Source organism: Geodermatophilus ruber (assembly GCF_900114385.1).
Lineage (GTDB): Bacteria > Actinomycetota > Actinomycetes > Mycobacteriales > Geodermatophilaceae > Geodermatophilus > Geodermatophilus ruber.
In genome coordinates this window covers 211,148-235,028 of the sequence record NZ_FOSW01000006.1, presented here as the reverse complement: position 1 = coordinate 235,028, position 23,881 = coordinate 211,148, and the positions used below count along the sequence as shown (strand labels likewise).

21 protein-coding genes and 2 pseudogenes are annotated in these 23,881 nt (G+C 74.3%); 8 read left to right on the top strand and 15 right to left on the bottom strand.

Going from position 1 to position 23,881, the window contains the following annotated elements; genetic code table 11:
• Positions 1-32: 32 nt before the first annotated feature.
• The gene (locus BMZ50_RS12090) at positions 33-740 is read right to left on the bottom strand and encodes an iron-dependent transcriptional repressor DtxR (RefSeq protein ID WP_091324661.1); all 708 of its coding nucleotides are present in this window, start codon (positions 738-740) and stop codon (positions 33-35) included.
• Positions 741-905: 165 nt separating this feature from the next.
• On the opposite strand from BMZ50_RS12090, the gene BMZ50_RS12085 reads away from it, so the two are divergent.
• Both BMZ50_RS12085 and BMZ50_RS12080 read left to right on the top strand, forming a co-directional pair.
• Entirely contained in the window at positions 906-2,087 is a 1,182-nt protein-coding gene (locus tag BMZ50_RS12085; protein ID WP_091324659.1) for an acetoin utilization protein AcuC, read from the top strand.
• Positions 2,080-4,803, top strand: a complete 2,724-nt coding sequence (locus BMZ50_RS12080; protein ID WP_091324657.1) for a bifunctional acetate--CoA ligase family protein/GNAT family N-acetyltransferase — start codon at positions 2,080-2,082, stop codon at positions 4,801-4,803. Before BMZ50_RS12085 ends, BMZ50_RS12080 begins: the two co-directional genes overlap by 8 nt.
• A gap of 96 nt (positions 4,804-4,899) precedes the next feature.
• Here BMZ50_RS12080 and sigB read toward each other — a convergent pair whose 3' ends face one another.
• From sigB to BMZ50_RS12065, 3 genes are all read right to left on the bottom strand, one after another.
• The gene (gene sigB / locus BMZ50_RS12075) at positions 4,900-5,892 is read right to left on the bottom strand and encodes an RNA polymerase sigma factor SigB (protein WP_091324655.1); all 993 of its coding nucleotides are present in this window, start codon (positions 5,890-5,892) and stop codon (positions 4,900-4,902) included.
• Positions 5,893-6,129: 237 nt separating this feature from the next.
• Positions 6,130-6,561, bottom strand: coding sequence for a D-aminoacyl-tRNA deacylase (gene dtd, locus BMZ50_RS12070; RefSeq protein ID WP_091324652.1), 432 nt, complete (start codon positions 6,559-6,561; stop codon positions 6,130-6,132).
• Between the two features lie 127 nt (positions 6,562-6,688).
• Positions 6,689-8,863: a SpoIIE family protein phosphatase gene (locus BMZ50_RS12065; protein WP_091324650.1), complete on the bottom strand. Its 2,175-nt coding sequence runs from the start codon at positions 8,861-8,863 to the stop codon at positions 6,689-6,691.
• Between the two features lie 604 nt (positions 8,864-9,467).
• On the opposite strand from BMZ50_RS12065, the gene BMZ50_RS12060 reads away from it, so the two are divergent.
• The 3 genes from BMZ50_RS12060 (at position 9,468) to BMZ50_RS12055 (ending at position 11,625) form a co-directional block, all read left to right on the top strand.
• Positions 9,468-9,872 carry a DUF1622 domain-containing protein gene (locus BMZ50_RS12060; protein ID WP_091324647.1) on the top strand — a complete coding sequence of 135 codons (405 nt, stop codon included), beginning with the start codon at positions 9,468-9,470 and terminating at the stop codon, positions 9,870-9,872.
• A 137-nt stretch (positions 9,873-10,009) separates the two neighbouring features.
• Positions 10,010-10,177: a hypothetical protein gene (locus BMZ50_RS24765; protein WP_245753596.1), complete on the top strand. Its 168-nt coding sequence runs from the start codon at positions 10,010-10,012 to the stop codon at positions 10,175-10,177.
• Positions 10,178-10,557: 380 nt separating this feature from the next.
• Entirely contained in the window at positions 10,558-11,625 is a 1,068-nt protein-coding gene (locus BMZ50_RS12055; protein WP_091324645.1) for a helix-turn-helix transcriptional regulator, read from the top strand.
• A gap of 159 nt (positions 11,626-11,784) precedes the next feature.
• Here the strand turns inward: BMZ50_RS12055 and BMZ50_RS25265 are convergent.
• The 4 genes and pseudogenes from BMZ50_RS25265 to BMZ50_RS25260 form a co-directional block, all read right to left on the bottom strand.
• Positions 11,785-11,979, bottom strand: a pseudogene (locus BMZ50_RS25265) (helix-turn-helix domain-containing protein); the annotation flags it as partial.
• Between the two features lie 335 nt (positions 11,980-12,314).
• Positions 12,315-13,340: a helix-turn-helix domain-containing protein gene (locus BMZ50_RS12045; RefSeq protein ID WP_091324643.1), complete on the bottom strand. Its 1,026-nt coding sequence runs from the start codon at positions 13,338-13,340 to the stop codon at positions 12,315-12,317.
• A gap of 146 nt (positions 13,341-13,486) precedes the next feature.
• The gene (locus BMZ50_RS12040) at positions 13,487-14,470 is read right to left on the bottom strand and encodes an AraC family transcriptional regulator (RefSeq protein WP_143087161.1); all 984 of its coding nucleotides are present in this window, start codon (positions 14,468-14,470) and stop codon (positions 13,487-13,489) included.
• Between the two features lie 158 nt (positions 14,471-14,628).
• Positions 14,629-14,805, bottom strand: a pseudogene (locus tag BMZ50_RS25260) (winged helix-turn-helix transcriptional regulator); the annotation flags it as partial.
• Positions 14,806-14,996: 191 nt separating this feature from the next.
• Between BMZ50_RS25260 and BMZ50_RS12030 the strand changes: the two are divergent.
• Complete coding sequence (locus tag BMZ50_RS12030) at positions 14,997-15,578, top strand: NADPH-dependent FMN reductase (RefSeq protein WP_091324636.1); 582 nt, start codon at positions 14,997-14,999, stop codon at positions 15,576-15,578.
• A 294-nt stretch (positions 15,579-15,872) separates the two neighbouring features.
• On the opposite strand, the gene BMZ50_RS12025 is transcribed toward BMZ50_RS12030, so the two are convergent.
• From BMZ50_RS12025 to BMZ50_RS11995, 7 genes are all read right to left on the bottom strand, one after another.
• Positions 15,873-16,169: an Ada metal-binding domain-containing protein gene (locus BMZ50_RS12025; protein WP_091324634.1), complete on the bottom strand. Its 297-nt coding sequence runs from the start codon at positions 16,167-16,169 to the stop codon at positions 15,873-15,875.
• 63 nt (positions 16,170-16,232) lie between these two features.
• Positions 16,233-17,009 carry a 2OG-Fe(II) oxygenase gene (locus tag BMZ50_RS12020; protein ID WP_091324631.1) on the bottom strand — a complete coding sequence of 259 codons (777 nt, stop codon included), beginning with the start codon at positions 17,007-17,009 and terminating at the stop codon, positions 16,233-16,235.
• Positions 17,006-17,602 (bottom strand): methylated-DNA--[protein]-cysteine S-methyltransferase, encoded by a 597-nt coding sequence (locus tag BMZ50_RS12015; protein ID WP_091324629.1) that lies wholly within the window; start codon positions 17,600-17,602, stop codon positions 17,006-17,008. The genes BMZ50_RS12020 and BMZ50_RS12015 overlap by 4 nt, the downstream gene beginning before the upstream one ends.
• Positions 17,599-18,153, bottom strand: coding sequence for an RNA polymerase sigma factor (locus tag BMZ50_RS12010; RefSeq protein WP_091324627.1), 555 nt, complete (start codon positions 18,151-18,153; stop codon positions 17,599-17,601). Before BMZ50_RS12010 ends, BMZ50_RS12015 begins: the two co-directional genes overlap by 4 nt.
• A gap of 84 nt (positions 18,154-18,237) precedes the next feature.
• Positions 18,238-18,783: a methylated-DNA--[protein]-cysteine S-methyltransferase gene (locus BMZ50_RS12005; protein ID WP_091324625.1), complete on the bottom strand. Its 546-nt coding sequence runs from the start codon at positions 18,781-18,783 to the stop codon at positions 18,238-18,240.
• Between the two features lie 335 nt (positions 18,784-19,118).
• Positions 19,119-20,510: a sensor histidine kinase gene (locus tag BMZ50_RS12000; protein WP_091324623.1), complete on the bottom strand. Its 1,392-nt coding sequence runs from the start codon at positions 20,508-20,510 to the stop codon at positions 19,119-19,121.
• The gene (locus BMZ50_RS11995) at positions 20,507-21,193 is read right to left on the bottom strand and encodes a winged helix-turn-helix domain-containing protein (RefSeq protein ID WP_091324622.1); all 687 of its coding nucleotides are present in this window, start codon (positions 21,191-21,193) and stop codon (positions 20,507-20,509) included. The genes BMZ50_RS12000 and BMZ50_RS11995 overlap by 4 nt, the downstream gene beginning before the upstream one ends.
• Before the next feature lie 154 nt (positions 21,194-21,347).
• On the opposite strand from BMZ50_RS11995, the gene alr reads away from it, so the two are divergent.
• Both alr and BMZ50_RS11985 read left to right on the top strand, forming a co-directional pair.
• Entirely contained in the window at positions 21,348-22,526 is a 1,179-nt protein-coding gene (gene alr, locus BMZ50_RS11990; RefSeq protein WP_091324620.1) for an alanine racemase, read from the top strand.
• On the top strand, positions 22,523-23,560 hold the full coding sequence (locus BMZ50_RS11985; protein WP_245753595.1) for a D-alanine--D-alanine ligase family protein: 1,038 nt from the start codon (positions 22,523-22,525) through the stop codon (positions 23,558-23,560). The genes alr and BMZ50_RS11985 overlap by 4 nt, the downstream gene beginning before the upstream one ends.
• The last annotated feature ends 321 nt before the right edge of the window (positions 23,561-23,881 follow it).

Genomic DNA, 23,881 nt, shown 5'->3' with positions numbered 1-23,881 from the left:
CCGGGGCTGCGGCCTCCTCGACCGGGCGTTGCTCAGAGCTGGGCCGCGGCCTCGGCGGGGGTGCGGTCCTCGTCGAGCGCGCTGACGAACACGTGCTGCGCCACTCCGGCCGGCAGCATCTGCCCATCGAGGCGGACCGAACCAGCGACCAGCTGGGCCACGACGGCCGCGCCGGGGCGCACGCCCTGGTCGGCCAGCGTGCGCATCAGCTCGGCGTCCTCCTGCAGCTGCTCGCTGATCCGCTTGATCTCCACCCGGCGCCCCTCCGGCGTGGCGGTGGTCGACAGCAGCGTCAGCGCGTCCAGCACCGCCGAGGTCTCCCCGCCCAGGGCGTCGAGCCCGGGGATGGGGTTGCCGAACGGCGACACGGTGGGGTTGCCCAGCAGCGTGAGCAGCTTGCGCTCGACGGCCTCGCTCATGACGTGCTCCCAGCGGCACGCCTCGTCGTGGACGTCGGCGTAGTCCAGGCCGATGACGTCGACGAGCAGGCACTCGGCCAGCCGGTGCTTGCGCATGACGGCGGTGGCCAGCGCCCGGCCCTCCTCGGAGAGCTGCAGGTGCCGGTCGCCCTGCACGGTCAGCAGCCCGTCGCGCTCCATCCGGGCGACCGTCTGGCTCACCGTCGGGCCGCTCTGGTGCAGCCGCTCGGCGATGCGTGCGCGGAGGGGGACGATGCCCTCCTCCTCCAGCTCGAAGATCGTCCGGAGGTACATCTCGGTGGTGTCGATGAGGTCGTTCACAGGTCTCCTCCGTGTCGCCCCCATCGTACGGGGACGGGGTGCGTGCGACGGGTCACGCGGCGGGGCGGATCGGGCCGGGCGGGCGGTAGCGTCGCCCCGGAAGTGGGCCTCCGGCCGCTGGTGGTTCGCACCGCCCGCGCCGGCGAGGATCAGCGAGGAGGGCCGGTGAGCGACTCGATCGCCGTCGTCTGGGACGACGCGCTGCTCGGCTACACGATGGGCGGCGACCACCCGCTCCATCCGGTGCGGCTGGACCTCACCATGCGGCTGGCCGACTCCCTCGGGGTCCTCGCCAGCGACCGGGTGGAGCTCCTGCGGCCGACCCCGGCCGACGTCGACGTCCTGACCCGGGTGCACGACCCCGCCTACCTGGAGGCGGTGAAGCGGGCGCCGGCCGACCCCGACGTCGGGTTCGGCCTGGGCACGATGGACAACCCGATCTTCGAGGGGATGTACGACGCCGCCGCGCTGATCACCGGCGGCAGCGTCCTCGCCGCGCAGCAGGTGCACAGCGGCCGCGCCCAGCACGCGGTGAACATCTCCGGCGGCCTGCACCACGCGATGCGCGACCGGGCCTCGGGGTTCTGCGTGTTCAACGACGCCGCCGTGGCCATCCGCTGGCTGCTGGACCAGGGCCACCAGCGGATCGCCTACGTCGACGTCGACGTCCACCACGGCGACGGGGTGCAGGCGGCCTTCTACGAGGACCCGCGGGTGCTCACCGTCAGCGTCCACCAGACCCCGCTGACCCTGTTCCCGGGCACCGGCTACCCCGAGGAGACCGGCGATCCGGAGCAGGCCCTCGGCAGCGCGGTCAACCTGGCCCTGCCCAACGGCACCGACGACTCCGCCTGGCTGCGCGCCTTCCACGCGGTCGTGCCCAGCGTGGTGCGTGCCTTCCAGCCGGAGATCCTGGTGACCCAGTGCGGCTGCGACGCCCACCACGAGGACCCGCTGGCCGACCTCGCCCTCACCGTCGACGGCCAGCGGGCCAGCTACCGCGCGCTGCACGACCTGGCCCACGAGGTCTCCGACGGCCGCTGGGTCGCCCTCGGCGGCGGCGGGTACGGGCTGGTGCGCTGCGTGCCCCGGGCCTGGACGCACCTGATCGCCGAGGCCGCCGGCGCCCGGCTGGACCCGGCCACCGAGATCCCGGAGTCCTGGCGCGAGGACGTCGTCCGGCGCGGGCTGCGGGCCCGGCCGCCCACGCACATGACCGAGGGCGGGTACACCGGCTTCACCCGCTGGGACCCGTTCACCGAGTCCCGCGTCGACCGCGCCATCTCCCGCACCCGCAGGGCGGCCTTCCCCTACTTCGGACTCGACCCGGACGACCCCCGTGACTGAGCAGCAGACCCGGACCGCATCCGCTCCCGCCGAGGAGGTCACCGAGCCGCCGGCCCCGCCGGCGCACTGGGAGGCCGACATCATCGCCGCCGACGGCGGGACGGTGCACCTGCGCCCCATCCGGCCCGGCGATGCCGAGGACCTGGTCGGCCTCATGGACCGCAGCTCCGACCAGACCCGCTACTACCGCTTCTTCGGCCCGATGAAGCGGCTCTCGGAGCGGGACCTGCACCGCTTCACCCACGTCGACCACGACGCGCGGGTGGCCTTCGTCCTGGTGCTCGGCGACCAGATCATCGGGGTGGGCCGCTACGACCGGTACCCGGGCACCGACGACGCCGAGGTCGCCTTCCTCATCGAGGACGCCCACCAGGGCCGCGGCCTGGGCTCGGTCCTGCTGGAGCACCTCGCCGCCGCCGCCCGGGAGCGGGGCATCCAGCGCTTCGTCGCCGAGGTGCTGGCGCAGAACAACCGGATGGTGCGGGTCTTCCTCGACGCCGGGTACACGCCGGAGCGCTCCTACGAGGACGGCGTCGTCCACCTCACCTTCCCGATCGCGCCCACCGAGACGGCGCTGGCGGTGGTGTACGAGCGGGAGCAGCGCAGCGAGTCCCGGTCGATCGCCCGGCTGCTCACCCCGTCCTCGGTCGCCGTGGTCGGCGCCAGCAACGACGAGGGCAAGATCGGCCACGCCGTCCTGCGGCACCTGCTCGACTACGGCTTCCGCGGCCCGCTCTACCCGGTCAACCCCGGCACGCGGCACGTGCGCGGAGTGCCCGCCTACGCGGACATCGAGGCCATCCCCGACGACGTGGACCTGGCCGTGCTGGCCGTGCCGGCCGACGAGATCGCCGACGTCGTGGAGGCCTGCCGGCGCAAGCGGGTACGCGGCCTGGTGGTGATCTCCGGCGGGTTCGGTGAATCCGGCCCCGCGGGACGGCGGGCGGAGCGGCAGCTGGTCGCGGCCGCCCGCGCCTCGGGCATGCGGGTGGTCGGCCCCAACTGCCTGGGCATCGTCTCCACCGACCCGGCGGTGCGGCTGAACGCCAGCCTCGCCCCGAAGATCCCCGGCCGTGGGCGGGTCGGCTTCTTCGCCCAGTCCGGGGCGCTGGGCGTGGCCCTGCTCGAGCAGGCGCGCAGCCGCAACATCGGCCTGTCCAGCTTCGTCTCGGCCGGCAACCGCGCCGACGTCAGCGGCAACGACCTGCTGCAGTACTGGGCCACCGACCCGGGCACCGAGGTCGTGCTGCTGCACCTGGAGAGCTTCGGCAACCCGCGCAAGTTCGCCCGCCTCGCCCGCCGGGTGGGGCGCACCAAGCCGGTGGTCGCGGTGAAGAGCGGCCGGCACGTCCGGATGACCGAGGGCCTGGCCGGTACGTCGGTGGCGGTGCCCGAGGAGTCGGTGGCGGCGCTGTTCGCCTCGGCCGGTGTCATCCGGGTGGACACGCTGCCCCAGCTGTTCGACGTCGCCACGCTGCTGGCCCACCAGCCGCTGCCCGCCGGCGACCGGGTCGCGGTGGTGGGGAACTCCACCGCGATGGGGGTGCTGGTCACCGACGCCGTCCTCGAGGAGGGGCTGCAGTTGGCCCACGAGGCGCCGGTCGACATCGGCGCCGGCGGGTCGGCCGAGGAGTTCCGGGCGGCGCTGCAGGAGGCGGTCGACGACGACGGGGTGGACGCCGTCGTCGCGGTCTTCCTCCCGCCGGTGACCCGCGGATCGGCCGAGTTCGGCCGGGCGCTGCTGGACGTGGCAGGAGGCGCGGGCAAGCCGGTCGTGGCCACCTTCCTCTCCACCGAGGGGATCCCGCCCGAGCTCGCCGTCCCGGGGGAGGACGGGACGCCGGCCCGCGGTTCGGTGCCGTCCTTCTCCACCCCGGAGCGGGCGGTGATCGCGCTGGCCAGGGTGGCCCGGTACGCCCGCTGGCGGCGCCGCCCGGTCGGCCAGCAGCCCGAGCTGCCCGACATCGACGAGCAGGCCGCACGGTCGGTCGTGCTCGGCGCGCTGGCCGAGGCTCCCCAGGGCCGGGGGCTGACCGACGACGAGACGATCGCGCTGCTGGCCGCCTACGGCGTGCCGCTGCTGGACACGCGCACCGTCACCGACGCGGAGGCGGCCGTGGCCGCGGCCGAGCAGATCGGCTACCCGGTGGTGCTCAAGTCGACCGCGCCCTGGCTGCGGCACCGCTCGGATCTGGGCGGGGTCCGGCTCGACCTCCTCGACGCCGACGCGGTGCGCTCGGCGTTCGCGGCGATCCCGTCCGGCGACCCGGTGATCGTCCAGGAGATGGCCGCACCCGGCGTGGCCACCGTCGTGGAGGTCGTCGACGACCCGTCCTTCGGCGCGCTGGTCAGCTTCGGGCTCGGCGGGGTCGCCACCGACCTGCTCGGCGACCGCGCCTACCGCACCCTCCCGCTCACCGACCTCGACGCCGCCGAGCTGGTCCGGGCGCCGCGCGCCTGGCCGCTGCTGAACGGCTACCGGGGCTCCGAGCCGGTCGACGTCGCCGCCCTGGAGGAGCTGCTGCTGCGGGTCGCCCGGCTGGCCGACGACCTGCCCGAGGTGCTGCAGCTGGCCCTCGAGCCGGTGATCGTCGGCCCGGCCCATCCCTGGCACGGCGGGCGCTCCCTGGTCGTCGCCGGCGCCACCGTGCGGGTCGGGCCCCCGACGGCGCGGGTGGAGCCGGGCCCCCGGCGGATGCGCGCCCCCGGGGTCTAGAGACGGCGAGAGCCCGCCACCGCGAAGGTGACGGGCTCTCGGCCCCCTGCAGGGTCCCGCCGCGAGCGTGCGAGTGGCGGGGGGCAGGGGGGTTTGTCAGGCCAGGTAGTCGCGCAGGGCGTCGGCCCGCTCCGGGTCGCGGAGCTTGGCCATCGTCTCGCGCTCGATCTGGCGCACCCGCTCGCGGGAGAGCCCGAACTGCTTGCCGATCTGCTCGAGCGTCCGCGGCTGGCCGCCGTCGAGGCCGAAGCGCAGCACGACGACGTCGCGCTCCCGCTCCTCCAGCGTCGACAGCACGTTGCGGACGTCGCCCTTCATCATCTGGAAGGCGACGGCGTCCTCGGCGACCGCGGCGTCGGCGTCCTCGATGAAGTCACCGAGCCGGGACTCCTCGTCGGCACCGACGGTCTGGTCGAGGCTGACCAGGTCGCGGCTGTACTCGAGCAGCTCGGTGATCCGCTCCGGGGTCATGTCGAGCTCGAGACCCAGCTCCTCGGCCGTGGGCTCCCGCTCCAGCTCCTGGTGGATCCGGCGCCGGGTGCGCACCACCTTGTTGACCTGCTCGGCGAGGTGCACGGGCAGCCGGATGGTGCGGCCGGAGTCGGCCATCGCACGCGTGATGGCCTGGCGGATCCACCACGTCGCGTAGGTCGAGAACTTGAAGCCCTTGGTGTAGTCGAACTTCTCGACGGCGCGGATCAGCCCGACGTTGCCCTCCTGGATCAGGTCCAGGAACGTCATGCCGTGGCCGGTGTAGCGCTTGGCCACCGAGACCACCAGCCGGAGGTTGGCCTCCAGCAGGTGCCGCTTGGCGGCCTTGCCGTCGATCGCCAGCGCCTTGTAGTCGCGCTGGTAGCTGGGGGACAGGCCCTGCTTCTCGGCGAGCAGACGCTCGGCGTAGAGGCCGGCCTCGATCCGCTTGGAGAGCTCGACCTCCTGCTCGGCGGTGAGCAGCGCGGTCTTGCCGATCGTGTTGAGGTACACGCGCACCAGGTCGGTGGAGACCAGACCACTGGTGTCCGGCTCACGCCGCGCCGAGCGCGAACGCACCTCGAGGGTGTCGGTGGGGGAAGACTGCAGCAGCGTCACGGTCTGTCTTCGTCCTTGCCTTCGTGTCGGATGCACCCGGCCCAGGATCGGCGGGCCGGTGCATCCGGGCGTCATGGGCGAGGGCCCCGGGGTGGCCGATCAGGCCCTCGCTTCGTCCGGTGTGATACGTCCTGAACAACGGCTCCGACCAGCTCGGGTGTTCCACGAATGCCGGTTTCACAGCAAACGCACAGGACGTGTGTTGCGTCACGCGGTGATACCCCGCCGTGACGTGGATCAGACCTCCAGCAGCAAGGTCATCGGACCGTCGTGCACCGCGGAGATCACCATCTTCGCACCGAACACCCCGGTGGCCACCTCTGTTCCCCGCCGGCGCAGCTCGGCGACGACCTCGTCCACCAGGGGCTCGGCCAGCTCACCGGGGGCGGCGTCCTGCCAGGAGGGACGGCGGCCCTTGCGGGTGTCGGCGTAGAGGGTGAACTGGCTGACCACCAGCACCGGGAGCCCCAGGTCGGCCACCGACCGTTCCCCCTCCTCGGCGGGGAAGACGCGCAGCTCCTGCACCTTGCGCGCCAGCGCCCGGGCGCGGTCGGCGTCGTCGTCGCGGCCCACACCGACCAGCGCCAGCAGCCCCGGGCCGATCTCGCCGACCACCCCGCCGTCCACCGTGACGGTCGCTGCCCCGACCCTGCTGACCACCGCGCGCACCGGCCCATCCTCGCCGCCGGGCAGGAGCCACCCCGTGCCGACCCCTCCTCACCCAGGACGCCGCCGTCGACCAGGTCCGACCTGGCAGCAGCGACGTGAGCACGGCCGGCGCGGGAACCGGGTCGGCTCACTGCTGATCGTGGTGGCCCGGTACTGACTGGCGGGGGTTCGGCGCCGGCTGCTGCGGGCGGGCCAGGTCGGGTGGTCCACGCAGAAGGGACGGCACCCTGCCGGCCTCCAGCGACACGGCCTGCGGGCCGGCGGCGTCAGGCGCGGACGGCTGCAGCCGCAGACAGATGAGCACCACGTCGTCGTGCAGCCGCTGGCCGCCGGTCAGCTCGCGCATCAGGGCGTCGCACCAGGTCCGTGGGTGGGCGCCGTCGAGGCGGGAGGCGATCGACGTCAAGTGGCCCAGGCCGGTGTCGAGATCGGCGTCGCGCCGTTCGACGAGGCCGTCGGAGTACCAGAGCAGCATCGAACCGGGCGGGACGTCGACGGTGGCCTCCGAGCGCGGGCCGGCTGCGGCGGCCAGCGGACGGGACCGCCCGCCGGTGAGGAACTGGGCGTGGTGGTCGGTGACCAGCAGCGGGGGTGGGTGGCCTGCGCAGGCGTAGTGCAGTCGGCAGGTGGCCGGGTCGTACTCGCCGTAGCCGATGGTGGTGAGTTCCGCGCCGGCGATGCTCGCCGAGGCCCGGTCCAGCGCGTCGAGGACCCCGGCCGGGCCGTCGTGCGGCGCGGCGGCCAGTGCGCTCAGTGCCGAGTGGAGCTGGCCCATCGCGGCGGCGGCGCGCAGGTCGTGGCCGACGACGTCGCCGACGGCGAACCCGATGCGGCCGCCGGGCAGCGGGAAGGCGTCGTACCAGTCGCCGCCGATGTCGTGGTGCTGGTCGGCCGGGCGGTAGCAGCCGGCGAACTCCGCCCCGGGCAGCTGGTCGGGCACGACGGGCAGGAAGGACTGCTGCAGCTGGTGGGCGGCCTCCCGTTCCTCCTCGTACAGCCGCGCCCGGTGCAGCGCCGGCGCCATGAGCTCGGCGAGCGTCCGCGCCATCGCGGCGACGTCGTCGTCGATCGCGTGCTCGTCGGTGAACCGGAACTCCAGTGCCCCGAACGTGGTGCCGGCGGCCCGGGCCGGCACTGCCAGCGCGGCCGGCGACCGCGCCCTGACGGCCGCCCCGCGCCGGGGGGCGGTCGCCAGGGGTGAGGGATCGTCCAGCGGCAGGTCCGCCGCGCCGTCCCCGGCCGTGGTCCAGACCCGCAGCCGGGCGCGCTCCCGGTCGATCACCCCGACGGCCCCCGAATCGGCCAGCAGGCCGATTCCGGAGCGGACGAGCACCTCGGCAATGGCGTCGGTGGTCGCCGCGGTCGCCAGCCCGGCGGTCACCTCCTGCAGGGCCTCCACCCGGCGCCGCGCCGCGGCCTCCCGCCGGGACACCGACCGGGCGCGTTCCCGCTCGGCGATCTCGACGGCCAGCAGCCAGGCGCTCAGGACGGCCACGGCGATGAACAGCTGCAGGACGGCGGCCTCCCTCCGCGGCGAGTCGCTGAGCGTCGCCCACGGTCCGCGCCCGACCACGGTCATGACGTTGGCGGTGACCGCGACCACCAGACCGGCCTCGGTGACGACCGCGACCCCGTACCGGACGGCCAGCCAGAAGAGCCAGGGAATCGTCAGGTACGCCAACGGGATGACGACCGGCCAGAAGACGGCCACCGTCACCCCGGCAGTCAGCAGGAGGAGCAGCGCGCGCCGGGCCGGGCCGGGGGCGTCGGGCCGGCCCCGGTCCAGTCGCCAGGTCAGCACGGCCCCGCCCACGGTCAGCGCGCCGAGCCCGTCCCCGGCCCAGAACGGGAGGAGGCCGTCGAGCACGGCCGGCCCCTGCGACCAGTGGATGGTCAGCGAACCGATCAGCCCGCCCACGAGCGGGCCGGCCAGCACGCCGCAGAGCAGGAAAGCCCCGAGGTCACGGCGCCGGCTCAGGTCGGGGTCCGGGGCGAACCGGCACAGCAGCAGGGCGCCGACGAGGGGTTCGGCGGTGTTGGCCAGGGCGAACGCCCAGGCGGCGACCGGGCCGATGCCCTGGGCCCGGTCGATGACCACCTCGACGAACGCGGCGGTGGCCAGGATCCACGGCCACCGGCGCCGGTCGCTGAGCACCAACGCGGAGAGGGTGACCCCGGCCGGCAGGAACAGCACCGCGCCCGTGCTCGAGGACTCGAACAGCACGAAGGACGTGATCGACCCGGCGGCGTATCCCGCGGCGACGACGAGGATCAGCCGCCAGGGCACTGGCAGGCGCGTCATCCCGGCCTCCGGGTGCTGGAGGGTTCTCGCGCCTGTTCGACGAGATCAGCTCGGGGCCAACCCTGCCAGGCGCCCCAGCCGCCGGGCTAGAGGCCGGAGGGGAACGCGGAGGCATGATGCGGTGGCTGGAACGCCATGCAAGCCACCGGGCTGCAAGCATGGTTCGCCGGTACAGCTCCGGAACGGGGGTGCCTCGTCCTCCTGACGGCGGCCCAGCGGCCCGCGTTTTCGACCGCTGAGCCGGGGTACGTCCGCGGGCCCAGCCACGAAGGCCCCACACCGTTGCGCAGCCGGCCGCCAGGTCGGGCGACGCATGGTGCCCGCCAGGACGACCACTGCTGACCGCGACCGCAGTCTAGGCGCGCTGGTCGCGTGCCCACCAGGCCTGCGGAATCTCTCCGCGGCGGCCGTCGGACGACCTCCCGCACGGACCGTTCACGGAGTCGTCAGGCAAGGGGGCAGCGGTGGTGTCAGAGCACGATCCCGGGACGCGCACGACCGGCGCAGTCGCGCCATCCGCCCCGGCGAACTGAGCGCGGAGAGGACCGAGCAGCCGGTCGCGCGCACCGTCGGGAGCCCGGCATTCCTCCTACAGTGCGCCGACATGACGTTCCTGGATGTCATGGACCGAGTGGCGCAGCTGTTCGAGGCGATCGGTGCGCTGGTGCTCCTCGGCGGCCTGGGCGTGTCGGTCGCAGTCGCCATCCGTGCCTGGTGGCAGCACCACGACGGGCGGGCGGCGTATCAGCTCCTCCGGGAGACCTTCAGCGGTGTGATCCTGCTCGGGCTGGAGATCCTGGTCGCCGCCGACCTCGTCCGCACCGTGGCCGTGGCGCCCACCGTGGAGAACGTCGCGATCCTGGGCGTCATCGTGTTGATTCGTACGTTCCTCAGCTTCTCCCTGGAGATCGAGATCGAAGGCGTGGCCCCCTGGCGTCGCGCACAGACCATCGGCGGTCGCCGTTCGCGCGGGTCGTCGTCCAGCGGGGGCCTCGAACCGCCGGTCTGACCGCGGGACCGGAGGACTGCGACTGCGAGATCCGCGGCAGGTCCTCGGGCCGTACGGGGGCCCGGCTGCTGCGCAACACCGTGACGACCGGCAGCTGCTGCCGCTACGCCCCCATCCCGGACAGCACGATCTCTGGCGTGCCGACCCTCCGCATCGCCCAGGACGACGTCGCCGACGAGTTGCTCGGTCGAGACCCGCTCGCGCTCGTGATCGGCATGCTGCTGGACCAGCACATGGGCTGGCTGGAGCTGCACGGCTTCGGCGCCGCCGAGCAGGCCGCGCTCCGCGCCCGTCTCCGCGCCTGATCCGCTCCGGCATCAGGGAGCGCCGTGGCTCTCCACTCCGCGCCTCTTCTCAGCGGGGAGCGGGGAGGGGGAGCAGCTGGCCTGCTCCGTGCACGGGGGCCGCTGCTTGACCGCTCCACGCCGTTGCGGGGTGGCACTCCCCGCGCGGCTGTTACCCCTCGTCGGGGCCGGCACGCGCACACGGTAGGCATTTTTACGGGTATTGATGGGCGGTACCGGGTGGCCGGCGGGTCGGTCGCGCCCCACCTCGCGGTGCGCGATGATCGTCCCAGCACGACACCGTGCGATCGCGGTCCACCTGCGCTGAGACGTGGCCAGGAGGTGGACGTCCCGAGCGTCGCCGGGACACCGCCGTGAGTGCAGGGTGTCGAAGGACGTCGATGGGCCCAGCCGAGATCCTCCGGGAGTTCACCCGCCTCGCCGCCGAACCGGGTGGCCCTGCCGTGCGCGCCGAGGCGCTGCTGTCGCGCCTGCAGCAGGTGGTGCCCTTCGACGCGGGCGCGATCAGCCTGCTGTCACCGGACCAGGACGCGCACGCGACCCTCTTCGGCTCCGGCTACGACGAGCGGGTCCGCGACTACCTGGACAGCCCGGCCCTGCTGGCCGACCTCGAACTGGTCGGCCTGCGCCGGTCGCACCGGGCGGTCCGGCTGGGTGACCTGCTGGTCCCGCCGTCGGAACTGGTCGGGTGGGCGGAGTACCTGGAGCCGGCGGGGTTCCGGGACGGCGTCGCCGCAGGGTTGTTCACCGCCGAGGGGCACTACCTGGGACTGCTGGGCCTGAACACCGAGGCCGCGGGCCGGATCACCGATACCGCCCGGGACCTGCTCGGGTTGCTCGCGACGCCGATCGCGACCGGCGTGGACCCGTGGCGGTCCCTCGCTGCGGTCGCCCGCGTGGTGGACCACGCCACGGCCGGGACCGTCCTGACCCCCTCCGGAGCGGTCCAGCCGCTGCCCGGCCTGCCCGGCCACCGGCTGCTCACCCCCGGTTCCGGCGTCCTCTCCGCCGCCACCGCGCAGCTCGCCGACGGGGGTTCGCTGGTCTCGTTCCTCGCTCCGCTCCCCGTCGCAACGGGCGCCGCCGCGGCGGGCGACGGAGCGGGGACGCACCTCCGGATCACGGCGCTCGCCGTCCCGCCGGACGTGCGACGCCTGGCCACCGCGGTCGTCCTCGCCGGCCCGGTCGCGGAGCTGCACGGGCTCAGCGCGCAGGAGTTGCAGGTGCTCGGGCTGCTGGTCACCGGGGCGTCCAACGAGCGGATCGCGGCGGCGCTGGGCATCACGAGGCGCACCGTGGACGGACACGTGGACCACGTGCGGGCGAAGCTGGCCGCGCGGTCCCGCACCGCCGCGGCCGCGCGGGCCCTGCGGCTGGGCCTGTTCGTGCCACCGGCCCTGTTCGTCCGCCGCTCCGCTCGCGTCCCGGAGGGCCGGCCGCCCCCCTGACCTGCGACGTACCCCTGTCGTAGTCGTCCTGTCGTTCGGGTCATGGTGCGAGGCCCGCTTCGGCCGCGGGCGTGGAGTTCCGATCCGAGGCGGGACGTAGAGGCCGTCCCGCTCCGCACGCAGCGCGGCGAGGGTGGGGGTCGGGGACGACAGCTTGCCGAGGATCCGCCGGAGGTGCGTGGCGCTGGTGCGTGGGACGAGGAGCAGAGCGCGGGCGATCTCGTCTGCCGTGCGGCCCTCGATCAACAGCCCCAGTACCTCCAGCTCGCGCGGAGTGAGGTCCCACAGGTCTCCCGGCGGGGACACCACCACCAGCCCGCTCACCGCGGCCGGTGCCTGCTCTGGCCGGCCCATTGCGGTGAGGCGCGCGTGCCCGCCCGCCGCGCGGCGGCCGCCGAGGGGCCACAGGAAGGATGCGTAGACCCGGCCCGCGTCGATCTGCGCGCGGGCGGCGGCCAGCGCCGGCGAGCCGACGCCCAGCAGCGGATGGCCTCCCAGCCCCGGCAGCTCCTCGCTCCCGCCGTCCGCGCGGAGCACCAGCCCCGCGATGGCTCCTCTCACGAACCCGGAGGTGACCGACAGGGGGCCCGTCAGGTCGGCTCCGAGCCGGCGGGCGCCGCTTCTCGCGCTCTTCGCGGGCGGCGACTCAGAGCCCGCCGAGCGGCGAGCCCCTCCCTGTTCGGGGCCGTTCACCCGGCGGCGCTGGGCGCGCGTGGCGGGAGGAACAGCCCCTCGCGCAGCGCGCGGACGGCGAGGCCGGTCCGCGATGGGGTGCCCAGCAGCTGCATGCCCCGCCGGGCGCTCTCGGCGACGTCCTCGGGGGTGCTGTCCAGGGCGGCGGCGATGCGCCGGTCGTCCTCCCAGCCCGCCACGATCAGGCCGAGGACCTGCAGGTCGTGGCGGGACAGGCCGTGCACATCCGGCTGCGGGGAGAGCAGGACGGCGGCGCGCAGATGGTCGGTGGTCTTGTTGCTGCAGTCGAGCGCGGTGACTCGCAGCAGTGCTCCGTCCCCGGCGTCGGGTGCGGGGTGCAGGAAGGTCGCGTACAGGTCGCCGACGGCCAGCCGCTCGACCACCTCGGCGACCACCGGGGAGCCGGCGGCGAGCACCGGGTCGATGGGGAGCCCCGGCAGGGGCACGGTGTTGCCTGCCCGGGTGAGCGCCACCCCGGCGAACACGTCGGGCACGATCCCGGCGAACAGGCGGATTGCGGGCAGCCGGTCGACCGCCCGCGCGATCAGCGGGGCGAGGGCGCCGGTCAGGTCCCGGTCCGCGAGGGTGGGGGCGTCGGCCTCGGTGAGCACGGTCAGGTGCCCGACGTGCCGTCCGTCGGCGGTGAACAGGGCGGCGTCGATGCCGCCGCGGAAGCCGGCCGGCGCCAGGTAGCGGCGCCAGTACACCGTCTCGGCGGCGGGCGGGGACAGCTCCGTGGACAGCAGCGGCGGCCCGAACCGGTTCAGCCCGAGCCGGGCCAGTTCGGCGTCGGCCCCACCGCTGGCCCAGTAGGCGTGCAGCGCAGCGGCGTCGCCGGCGGAGGCCAGCGGAATCCGGATCTGCCGCTCGGGGTCCCGCAGCGCGATGGAGGCGGCGTCGTAGCTGAACACGGGGTCGAGCACCTGCAGGATCCGCCGGGCGCGCTCGGCGATCGGCGCCGGCTCATCCGCGATCTCGGTGATAGCCGTGGCCGCTCGCGCCGCCGCACCGTCCTCGGCCACGTGCCCGCCTCCCCGAGGCCGGGCACGGGCCGCGATCGGGATGCTCCAGCCGGTTCTGAGCTGAGGGCATCCATGCAACGGCAGCGGGCCGGGGAGGTCGACGCGCAAACCGCAGAGCTTGGTGCGATTCGCGCGGACCTGCCGCCCTACGCCCGGCGCAGGGTGGCCGACGGGTTCTCGCCGAACTTCTCGCGGTAGGCGGCCGCGAACCGGCTCAGGTACAGGAAGCCCCACCGGCCGGCGACGCGCGCGACCGTCGTGGTGTGCGGGTCGGCCGCCTGCAGTCCGGCGTGCGCACGGTCGAGGCGCACCGACCGCAGGTACGCACTCGGCGGGACCCCGTAGGACCGCGCGAACCCCTCCTGCAGGCTCCGCGCGCTCACGGCCACCCGGCGGGCCAGGCTCGCGGTGGTCCACGGGTGCTCGGGGTGGGCGTGGATGAGGTCGACCACCTCGCGCACCGCCGGCGGGGCGGCCGGGCGGCGCGGACCGGCGAGGGCGTCGGTGTAGTTGTGCGGCTGGGCGAGCAGCAACCCGGCGGCGAGTGCCTGCGCCACGTGGGACGCAGCCAGGGGATGGTCGAGCAGGCCGTGCGCGTGGCGCGCTTGGCGCTCGACCAGCCACAGCGTGTCCAGCCAGGACCGACCCGCGTCGGTATCGACGTCCATCGTCTCGGCGAAGACGAGCGGCTCGACCAGCGGCCGGTCCAGCATGGCCTCCAGTTCCCCCTGCAGCTGCGCACGAGGGAACATCAGGCAGAACTGCCCGCAGCCGCCGCTCCAGTCGATGCCGGCGGACTCCCCGGGCATGAACACCGCCGCGCGGCGGGGCGTGCCCTCGACGCGCTCCAGCCGGCCGGCACGGAAGCGGGCCGAGCCGGAGATCGGCAGGTCCACGTGGTAGTTCTCGGCCTCGGCCGTGGCGACCTCCACGGCGCGACCGAACCGGGCGTAGGCGACCGTCACGTCCGCGACCCGGAGCGCGTTCAGCCGCATGTCCACCCCGTCGGGGCCCGGCGGTTCGAGCATCCGCAGGCGCAGCGGCAGGAACGTCGCGGCCATCGCCGCCTGCGCTTCATCGCAGTCCGACGTCCGCGCCGCCGGGAACCGGTCCAACGGCTCCGCTGCCATGCCCGCCTCCCGCCGTCCCGCGGCTGTGATGATGCAGCATCCGTCCGGCGGTTCGCAGGCGAACCGGCGCGGGAGCAAGCGGAGCAGCGGAGCACGGCACCCTCTGGCTCATCCGCAGCCACGCGGTCGACGCGAGGACGATGGCAGCTCGCCCCCAGTTCGGTGATGTCGCACCCGACGTGCGGCGGTACGGCGGGGTGCTCCCGACGGATGACGATGCCGTCGCGTTCGAGTCCACGCAGGGAGGCGGTGAGGACCTGTGCGGTCACCCCCGGCACCTGCGATCGCAGTCGTGTGAACCTCTGCGGTCCGGCCTCCGGGGCGCCGCCGGTCATGTTGCACTGACCGGCGGATGGACCGCTACGCTCCTCGCATCCCTTCGGGGGCGCTAGCGCACCACGCCACGGGCGTCGGCGCCCCGGACTGCCGGGGGCACCTGAGCTGCCGGGCACCCCTTCCGCCGTGACTGCTGGCACGCCGATCAGGCTTCGTGACAGGACCGAGCCGACGGCGATGGAGGAGACAGATGGCTGAGCCCACGAGGCGCTACCAGGTCGGCTACTTCATCGGAAGCCTGTCGTCCACCTCGATCAACCGGATCCTGTCCCAGGCGTTGATCCGGCTGGCTCCGAGCGATCTGGAGTTCACCGAGATCCCCATCGGCCATCTGCCCCTGTACAGCCAGGACTACGACACCGATTTCCCGCCGGAGGCGAGAGGGCTCAAGGAGGCCATCTCGCGGTCGGACGCCGTGCTCTTCGTGACTCCCGAGTACAACCGCTCGATCCCCGGCGCGCTGAAGAACGCCATCGACTGGGCATCGCGCCCATGGGGGCAGAACTCCTTCCACCACATCCCGGCCGGCGTCATCGGGGCCTCGGTCGGGGCGATCGGCACGGCCGTGGCGCAACAGTCCCTGCGCGCGGTGCTCAGCTTCTGCAACGCCCGTCAGATGACCTCGCCGGAGGCGTACATCACGTACTCGCCGGAGCGGTTCAAGGACGACGGCGAAGTCATCGACGAGACGACGGCGCAGTTCCTGAAGGACTACATGCAGGAATTCCGTGATCACGTCGTCCGGGTCCTGACCGTCCTGCCCCGGCCCTGAGCTCTGGACGTCGCCCAACCGTGCCGACCGAGCGTGTGCCCTTCTGCCGGCCGGAACCGATGCGCCCGAATCGGTGTGCGGCAACATTCTGTGGGTGCCGACACTCCACATCGCCCAGGACACCGCCGCCGACGAGCTGCTGAGCCGCGACCCGCTCGCGCTGCTGCTCGACCAGCACATGCGTGAACGAAGCAGTGGGGACGGGTGTTGAGCGCTGCTGACCTCTGCCCGCCAGGTCCTCGGCAGACGCGTCGACCAGCACCTGCCGACAGGAACAGCAGGTGGCTTCCGGCGTCACGACCTGCGGGACGAACCCCGTCGGGGTGGGGGGGCCTGGTCCTGTTCATGAACGACCGCAGGGGTTGCCCTCCAGTTGCGGTAGGCGTCAGGCAGACAGGTGGCGCAGGGGCGGTAGCCGGCGGCGACGGCCGCCGGCTCGTCGGCGAAGAAGACCCGGCGGGAGCGGTAGCCGCCGCGGGCCAGTGCGCGCAGTGCGGCGGGGCAGTCGAGGCGGCCGTAGATGCGCTGGCGGCGGTGTCCCCCGAGGGTGCCGGGGGTGGGGCTCTCGTGGAGCCGGCCATCGGCGCCCATGAGGCGCCAGGTGTGACGCGGCGTGCTCGAAGGGCTGGTCACGGGGATCGGTCAGGTGGCCGCTCAGGTGGCGTCGTGCAGGACGAGGCCGAGGGCGTGCCGGCGGCCCGTGTGGATGGTGCTGACCCCGTGCCGGACGGGTGCGGCCGACCAACCGCGGGCGGAGCGGACCGGCCGCTCGCGGGTGGTGAAGATCAGCGCCTGGCCCTGGCCGAGGACGGTGGCGTAGCCGCGTGACTGGGCTCGGGGGCGTTGTTCGGCCATGAGGAACTCTCCTCCGGTGTGATCGGTGCCGGGCGCGGTCAGGCCGACGACGACCTGCAGGGGGAAGACCAGGTCGCCGTAGAGGTCGCGGTGCAGGGCGTTCCAGTCGCCGGGGCCGTAGCGCAGCAGGATCGGGGTGGGCTTGGTCTGCCCGGCGGCGTGGCAGCGGTCCAGCCACTCGTCGAGGGTGTCCGGCCAGGTCATCGGCCAACGCAGCCGGTCGGCCCAGACGCGGGCGACGGGGAGCAGGCGCTGGTAGAACGCCGAGCGCAGTGCGGTGACGGCCTCGGGCAGCGGATGGGCGAAGTAGCGGTACTGGCCGGCGCCGAAGCGCAGCCTTGCCATGTCGACGGTGCTGCGGAAGCAGGTGACGTCGTCGTAGAGCCCGGCGATCTCCCGGCACTCCTGCGGGGTCAGCAGCGGACCGGACAGGGCCGCGCCGGTCTCGTCGAGCTGGGCGGTCAGCGCCGGCCAGCCGAGGTCGTCGACGCGCGTGGCGAGCGGCGCACCCGCGTGCTCCTGGCTGGGCCGTGCGCTCGGGAATGCGGTGGTCGTCTTCGGGCATGCGGTGGTCATCGGGTCTCCTGGCTGGTTTCGAGGGCGAGCAGGGCGGTCTTCGCGGCGTCGCCGCCGACGTAGTGGCCCGGGGAGCCGTCGCTGCGGATCACGCGGTGGCAGGGCAGCACGATGGGCAGCGGGTTGGTCGCGCAGGCGGTGCCGACGGCGCGGACCGCGTTCGGGCTGCCGGCCGCCGCGGCCAGGCCGGCGTAGCTGGTGGTGGTGCCGTAGCCGACCTGGCGCAGGTGCTGCAGCACGGTGCGGCGGAAGCCACGGGCCAACTGCAGGTCGATCGGCGTATCGAAGGTGTGCCGGCGACCGGCGAAGTACTCGTCGATCTGCCGGGCGGTCTCGTCGAGCCCGAGTCCGGTGCGGATCACGCGGGGACTGATCCGGGTGGCGAGGCTGGCCAGCACGGCGTCGTGGTCCTGGACCGCGTAGGCGATGGTGACCAGCCCGGCCGGGGTGGCGGCGAGCAGCAGGCTGCCCAGGGGGGAGTCCAGGGTGCGGTAGGCGACGTCGAGCAGTCCGCGCTGCGCCGCGGCCGCGGCGAGCCGGGCCCGCAGCGGGCCGGTGGCCTCGGCGGGCAGGTCGGCGAACAGGTCGGTCATGCGAGGGCTCCTCGGTAGCGGGCGCGCAGCGCGGCGACGCCGTCGGCGGCGCTGCGCCGGGCAGCCGGCTCGCTGCAGCCGATCAGCTCGCCGACGGCGGCGTAGGGCAGCCCGGCGAGATGGTGGTAGGCAACGGCGGCCCGCTGCTTGAACGGCAGGGTGGCGACGGCGGCCCACAGGTCGGCGGCCTGCTGGCGGCGGTCGTCGCCGGGGATCCCGTGACCGGTGGGGATGTCGGGCAGCTCGGCGCGGGGTTCGGGGATGCGCTGGGCCCGGCGGTGCTGGTCGATCGCCTTGCGGTGGGCGATGGTGATCAGCCAACCCCGCGGATCACTGCAGGGAGCCAGCCGTGGATAGGCCTCCAGCGCGGACAGGAAGGTCTCCTGCCAGGCGTCGTCGGCCTCGATGGGGCCGCAGACCGCCCGGCAGACCCGCAGCACGACGGCGCCGTGGTCGCTGATCAGCTGGTCGAACGGCGGCCGCGGGGCGTCCGCGCCGGGGCGGTCGGCAGCCGGCCGCGGGGGTGGGGCGGGGCGGGGCGCACTGGTCACGGCTCGATCCCAACGGGTGGCGGGCGGGATGGCTGGCGGTCATCGGACGTCCCGGTCCCGGCCGGGCCGGAACGTCCGAAGCGGTCAGAACAGCGACCCGTTGCCGCCGGCCGCGTGGCGCTCGTGGTCCAGCAGCGCGCGCTTGCGCCGCAGGCCGCCGGCGTAGCCGACCAGCCGCCCGTCGCTGCCGATGACCCGGTGGCAGGGCACCACGATGCACAGCGGGTTGCGGGCGTTGGCCGCGCCGACCTCCTGCGCCAGCGCGGGGTCTCCCAGTTGGCGGGCGAGCTGGCCGTAGCTGCGGGTCTCCCCGGCCGGGATGTGCGTCAGCAGCTCCCACACGGCCAGGTCGAAGGGGGAGCCGTCGGCTCGTACCGCCAGGTCGAACCGTGTGCGGACACCGGCGAAGTACTCACCGAGCTGGGTGGCCGCCTCGTCGAGGATCGTGTCATCGCGCGGGCCGAGGGCCGCGGTGCCGGGACGGCCCCGGTGCTGGGCGAAGTACACCCCGGCCAGGGCGTCGGCCTCGCCGACCAGGGTCAGCTCGCCCAGCGGCGAGGCGATCACCCGGTGCCGGCGGGGCGCAGCGACTGCCGGGAGGGCCGGGCCGGCCGTGGTCTGTGTGCTCATGCGCAGTGAACGCGCGGCAGGCGTTCCGCGTGAGGTCCAGGGTGTCCGGTGCCGACCGCGACGTCCACCATGCCGCCCCGTCGATGTCATCTCCCAGCGGCGATACGGCACGATCTCCGTCGTGCCGCCCCTCCGCCTCGCCCAGGACCCGCGCGCCGACGACTGCTGGGCCGCGACCCGCTCGCCCTACTTCTTGGGATGATGCTGGACCAGCACCTTCGTCGACGAAGCAGCTGAACGCACCGTGAACGGCCAGGACATGTCCCTGCCGGAGCGGACAGCAGGGTCCTGACTTCGACCAGTACCGGGCGCCCGCGGCCGACGACGCCCGGGCCTCAGCCGCGGGGCAGCGCCAGCTCGAAGCTCGCCCCGCGGCCCGCGCCCGGGCGGAGTCGCAGGGACCCACCGTGCAGTTCGGCGTTCGAGCGCGCAATGGCCAGCCCCAGGCCGCTGCCGCCGCTGCCGCCGCTGCCCCGGGCAGGGTCCCCCCGGACGAACCGGTCGAACAGCAACGCCTCCAGGCCGGCCGGTACGCCGTCGCCGTGGTCGGAGACGACCACCTCGACGGTGTCCGCCCGCCCGCGCACCTCGACCAGCACCGGCGGCGCCCCGTGGGCCAGGCCGTTGGCCACGAGGTTGCGCAGCACGGCGTGCAGTCTCCGGGGATCGGCCTGGAGCACCGGATCGCCGACCACGGTGACGCGGACGTCGGCCGGGCGCTCGCAGGTCGCCGCCACCTCGGCGGCCAGCGCCCCGAGGTCGACCGCGCAGCGGTCGGCGACGGCGGCGCCGGCGTCGAACCGGGAGACCTCGAGCAGGTCCTCGACCAGCGTGGCCAGCCGCCGCGTCTGCTGGCGGAGCAGTACCGCTGCTCGGTGCCGGACGGTGGGGTCCTCGACGTCGAGGCTGTCCGCCGCGGCCACCAGCGAAGCGAGCGGGGTGCGCAGTTCGTGTGCCACGTCGGCGGTGAACCGCCGATGCTGGGTGTCCATGCGCCGCAACTCGGTGAGCGTGCGGTCCAGTTCGCCGGCCATCTCGTTCATCGCCGAGCCGAGTTCGGCCAGTTCGTCCCTGCCGGCGTCGGGAAGCCGGGGCGAGAGGTCGCCGGCCCCCATGCGGCGGGCGGCGGCGCTGGCCCGCTCGATCGGCCGGGCGATGCGGCCGGCGATCACGGCGCCGAGGACGGCGGTGCACAGCAGGACGGGCAGGCCGACCAGGACCGTGTTCCGGCGCAGCTGCGTGAGCTCGACCTCCAGAGGCCGCAGGTCGTAGAACTCGACGATCTCGATCCCGGGTCCCGCATCGGACAGTACGGCCAGGAACGTGCGCTCGCCCGCCTGGACGCGCACCGGATCGCCGCGGGTGCGCAGGACGTCCGTGCGCCGCGGGTCCACCAGCTCCGCGGGGATGCGATCGCTGTACCAGCGGACCGGCTCCGGCCCGGAGAGGTCGACGACCATCCACTCCACACCCTGGCGTCCGGCCAGGTATGCGATCACCTCCTTGACCGGGTTGACCGTCCCTCCGGCCAGGGCAGCGGCCTGGGCGCCGTCGGACCGGGTGGCCAGGAGCGCGGCGTTGCCGAACCGCTCGCGCGAGTGGCGGTCCTGGAGCAGGTACGTCGCCGTCGAGACGATCACGGTCGCGGTCAGGACGCACAGGACGACGGTGGCGGTGATCCGGCCGCGCAGCCCCGTGAACCGCCGCCGAGGCCCCTGGCCGTTCACGCGGGCGCGAGTCGGTAGCCGATGCCGCGGACGGTGCGGATGAGAGTGGGGTTGGCCGGGTCCGGCTCAACCTTGGCGCGCAGTCGTTGCACGCAGGCGTCGACCAGCCGCGAATCACCCAGGTAGCCGTACTCCCAGACCCGGTCGAGCAGCACCTGCCGGCTGAGCACCTGACCGGGGTGCCGGGCGAACTCGACCAGCAGCCGCAGCTCGGTCGGGGTGAGCGAGAGCTCCCGCCCGTCCCGGGTGACCACCATCGCCGTCTCGTCCAGCTCGACGCGGCCCAGGACGTGCCGCCGGGCCGGCTCCGCCGGCCGCCTGCTCGACCGGCGCAGCACCGCCTTGACCCGCGCGTCGATGAGCCGCGGCTCGGCGGGCTTGACGATGTAATCGTCGGCGCCGCACTCGAGGCCGACGATGGTGTCGACGGCGTCCCCGCGGGCGGTGAGCAGGATGATCGGCGTCGTCGATGCCGTGCTGATCCGCCGGCAGGCCTCGAAGCCGTCGATGCCGGGGAGCATGACGTCGAGCAGCACCAGGTCGACCGGCTCGTCCCCGAGGGCCAGGTCGACGGCGGCCTCCCCCGATCCGGCGAGCACGAGGTCGTGCCCGAGCCCGGAGAGTGCGAGCTGCAGCGCCTCTGCCAGCGCCGCGTCGTCCTCCACCAGCAGCAGCCGGCTCATGCGTCGATCAACCTCCGGGTCCGGAACGTGGCCGGGCGAGTCTGGCAGGTGAGCGGCGGGCGCCGTCCGCCCGTATCGAACGGTGACAGAGCTGTCGCGGATCCGTGACAGCGCACGAGTCGGCCGGTGACACGCGGCCCCGAGGCTGTCGGTCATGACCGCGATCACGGCCCGCCCGAGCGCAGGCACCCGCCCCTGTACCGCGTCCGCCGCCCCTCCGCTCGCCGAGGTCGAGGTGGACCTCGGTGCGATCGCGCACAACGCCGGCGTCCTCCGGCGCATCGCCGGCGTGCCGGTGATGGCCGTGGTGAAGGCCGACGCGTTCGGCCACGGCGCGGTGCCGGTGGCCCGGGCCGCCCTGGCCGGCGGTGCGACCTGGCTGGGCGTCGCCACGCTGGCCGAGGCGCTGCACCTGCGCGCGGACGGTATCGACGCGCCCGTCCTGACCTGGCTGTACGGCGCCGACGAGGACGTGCTGCCCGCCGTGCAGACCGGGGTGGCCCTCTCCGTGCCGTCGCTGCCGCACCTGCACGCCGTCGCCCGGGCCGCCGCGGCGGCCGGCGTGCCCGCCGTGATCCACCTGAAGGTCGACACCGGGCTGCACCGCAACGGCTGCTCACCGGCGGACTGGCTGGGCCTGGTTCGGACGGCGGCCCAGTACGCGGCCCGCGGTACCGTCGTCGTCGAGGGCATCTGGTCGCACCTGGCCGCGGCCGACCACCCGGACGATCCGCTGGTCGACACCCAGCTCGGCGTCTTCCAATGGGCCGTGGACCTCGCCGGCGCCGAGGGGGTGCAGGCATCGCTGCGCCACATGGCCAACTCCGCCGCCGCCCTGCACGCGCCGTGGACCCGCTTCGACCTGGTCCGCGCCGGGCTCGGCCTCTACGGGGTCGAGCCGGTGCCCGGCCGGGTCAGCGGCCTGCGTCCGGCGATGACCTTCCGCGCCCGCGCGGTCCTCGCCAAGTCCGTCCGCCGTGGCGCGGGCGTCTCCTACGGCCACGAGTACCGCGCCCCGCAGGACGGCCGCCTCCTGCTCGTCCCGGTGGGCTACGCAGACGGGGTGCCGACGACGACCAGCCACCGCGCCGAGGTCTGGATCGGCGGGCGCCGGGCCCGGGTGGCCGGGCGGGTGGCGATGGACCAGTTCGTCGTCGACCTCGCCGACGGCCCCGGGCAGGTCGGGGACGAGGTCGTCCTGTTCGGGCCGGGGACCCGCGGCGAGCCGACCGCGGCCGAGTGGGCCGCATGGGCCGGCTGCCCGGTGCAGCAGGTCTTCACCGGCCTCGGGCGGCGCGTGGTGCGCCGCTACACCCGGGCGGCGCAGCGTTGAGCCGACGGCTGCGGGTGGCGGTGCTCTTCGGCGGGCAGAGCCCGGAGCACACCGTCTCCCGCGCCTCCGCCGCAGGCGTGCTCGCCCACCTGGACCGCGCCCGGTACGAGGTGCGGCCGGTGGAGATCACGCCCGCCGGGCGGTGGCTGGTCTACGCCGACGGCGGGGCGACCCCCGGCGCGGCCTGCCCCGCGGAGCGGCCGGCCGGCAGCCCGGGCGGGACCCTCGCGGAGATCGCCGCGGCGCTGGCCGGCGTTGACGTGGTGTTCCCCGTGCTGCACGGCAGCGCCGGCGAGGACGGCACGGTCCAGGGCCTGCTGGAGACGATCGGCCTGCCCTACGTCGGTTGCGGTGTGGCGGCGAGCGCCGTGGGCCTGGACAAGGCGGTCACCAAGGCGGTGCTGCAGGCGTGCGGGTTGCGGATCGCCCCCGGGGTGACCCTCAGCCCGGACCGGCCGGCGCCGGACCGGGCGGAGCGGGCCCGGCTCGGGCTGCCGGTCTTCGTGAAGCCTGCCCGCGCCGGCTCGAGCATCGGGGTCTCCCGGGTGACCGACGAGGCCGACCTGCCTGCGGCCGTGGCCCGGGCGCGGGCGGTCGACGGCACGGTGCTCGTGGAGGCCGCCGTCCCGGGCCGGGAGGTCGACGTCGGCCTGTTGCAGCACCCGGACGGCGAGGTGGTGGCCGGCCCGCCCCTCGAGATCGTGCTGCCGGACGGCGACTTCTTCGACGGCGCCCACAAGTACGCATCGGCCCGGCCTCCGTTCCGGGTGCCCGCCGCGCTGGACCAGGTCACGACCGCGCTGCTGCAGGAACGGGCGCGGCAGGTGTTCACGGCACTGGGCGGACATGGGCTGATGCGGGTGGACTTCTTCGTCCGCCCCGGCGAGGAGCCGGTGGTCAACGAGGTGAACACGATGCCCGGGATGACCGCTTCCTCCCAGTACCCGCAGATGTGGGCGGCGGCCGGGCTGAGCTACCGAGCGGTGCTGGACGTGCTCGTCGCCACCGCCTGGTCGGCGGGCAGGAGGAGATGAGCGTCGACTTCGCGCTCGCCCTGCGGGTGCCAGGACGGCCGGCTGACAGGAGATCGCCGGACTCCTCCAGGTAGGGACGCCGGGAGCGCACCGATAGCCACTACGACGACGCCGGGTCCTGCAGGCGGCGATGACGTTGACGGGATGATCGTCCGGCCGGTGTAGACGCCGGCGTTGTGCATCACGGCGTCATCCGGCCGGGCCGGTGATGGAGACGCGCGGCATGAGGTCCTCTCGCCGCGTCCGCTGCCTCGACCTGGCGTCATCGCTGATCAGGTGGTGACGTCCCAGCCGCCGGCTGTCCCGGGCGGCCGGCCAGGC